Source organism: Desulfovibrio sp. ZJ369, assembly GCF_011039085.1.
GTDB lineage: Bacteria > Desulfobacterota > Desulfovibrionia > Desulfovibrionales > Desulfovibrionaceae > Desulfovibrio.
In genome coordinates this window covers 1-1,757 of the sequence record NZ_JAAKEI010000095.1, presented here as the reverse complement: position 1 = coordinate 1,757, position 1,757 = coordinate 1, and the positions used below count along the sequence as shown (strand labels likewise).

1 protein-coding gene is annotated in these 1,757 nt (G+C 47.6%); it reads left to right on the top strand.

The features are described from left to right. Positions 1 to 226 precede the first annotated feature (226 nt). Positions 227 to 1,234 carry an Rpn family recombination-promoting nuclease/putative transposase gene (locus G7Y51_RS13420; RefSeq protein WP_165178253.1) on the top strand — a complete coding sequence of 336 codons (1,008 nt, stop codon included), beginning with the start codon at positions 227 to 229 and terminating at the stop codon, positions 1,232 to 1,234. The last annotated feature ends 523 nt before the right edge of the window (positions 1,235 to 1,757 follow it).

Below are 1,757 nucleotides of genomic sequence, written 5' to 3'. Positions count from 1 at the left end.
GAGACCTTCCGGATTGAGGGTGCATGACTTAAGCCTGCTTCAGCAGGAACCATACCGGCTTTAGCCGGAACGCGACTTTAGTCGCCAAGGTGAATCCACCGGCTTTAGCCGGTGGAGTGTTCAATTTAAATTTCAGATGGTTAAGATGTAATTTTCAATGAAAGCATGAATATCTCCATATGTCCAGCACCTTGCCCATCGAGCAGTACTCAGATAGGATATTCATATGGGAAAAGAACGAATACCGCATGATTCGGCGTACAAGCAGTTTTTCAGTAATCCTGAAATGGTGGAATCGTTATTACGGGATTTTGTTCCCGCCGATTTCATCGCGGACTTGGATTTTTCGACGCTCGAACGCTGTTCGGGCAGTTATGTGACGGATGACCTGCGGGAACGCCATGACGATATTGTCTGGCGCGTCGGCTGGAAAAAAGGTTCCTGGTGTTATGTGGCGTTGCTGTCGGAGTTTCAGAGCACGCCCGACCACTGGATGGCCCTGAGAACGCTGTCCTATACTACTTTGCTCCTGCTGGATCTCGTCAAGACGGGAAATGTACATGAAAACGAAGGGTTGCCGCCGGTGTTTCCCATTGTTATATACAATGGAGGCAAGGCGTGGAAAGCGCCGCAGGATGTGGCGGCATTGTTCGCTCCCATGCCGGAGAGCCTGAAATTTTATCGTCCCCAACACCGGCATTTTTTGCTGGACGAAAGCAGTGTGTCGGGAGATGAACTGGACAAAAGCAAGGGCTTGGTCGCGCAGCTCCTGAGACTGGAACGAGCGCAGGAGCCGGAACAGGTCCGGCAGATAGTCAAGGAATTGATAAGCCGACTTCATGGGCCTGAATACCTGCTTTTGCGTCGGGCGTTTACAGTATGGTTGGGCCGTGTTGTCCTTAAACGCTCCGGAATAACAGAAGAAATTCCCGAATTTCAAGACTTGCGGGAGGTGGACGCCATGTTGGAAGAACGTGCCGCTCAGTGGAAAGATGAATATATTCGGCAAGGGGTAATGATTGGGAAGGCTGAAGGGAAGGCTGAAGGTATAGGATTGGCCTTGCGGGATTTGCTGGAGGCCCGTTTTGGAACGCTCCCCCAATCCGTGACCTCCTATATTGCGAATTCATCTGATTCAAACGCCCTGCGGAAACTGACGCTTTCCGCATACCATGCGGAATCGTTGCAGTCGTTTATTGAACAGATCAAAAAAGATGACGCTGAACTAATGTAATTTTGTTATTACTTTGGTAGCATACTTATGCCGTTTGTTTCTTTGTGGATGCAAGCGGCATTTTTATTTTGTATCCAATATATAGATGTATATAAGTTTATGAAGAGGAAAAAGGATGTATAGAAATTACAGATAGTAGAGCATTTTCTCTTTGAAAATGCTCTGCTGACGCGAAAGCGGCAGCCGCCGCAACGCGGCGTACATTCAGGCGAAAACCGCGTTTTTCGCCTGAATGCCACCTTTGACTTTCATAAAAAGTCAAAGGTAATCTGCTCTAAATAATACAATTATCATTGCTGTCCGGCTAGGGCCTGTTCACGCTTATCAGAAAAAAACTTGTTTTTTCGGGACACTGCCTCGTAATTCTGCCGGGGAAAGAATTTTCGTTGAACCATTTAGAGCAGATTAACTTTAAATTTTTTCATACCCGCACGATTCAAACCAGCCCTGGGCATCATTCTGTGTGATCATGCTCAGGGCTTTCGCTACTACCGCATAAAGCTCTTCATGGGTACGGGCCTTC

Coding starts and splice junctions, on each gene's coding strand:
- G7Y51_RS13420 (WP_165178253.1), top strand. CDS start 227: ATGGGAAAAGAACGAATACCGCATGATTCGGCGTACAAGCAGTTTTTC.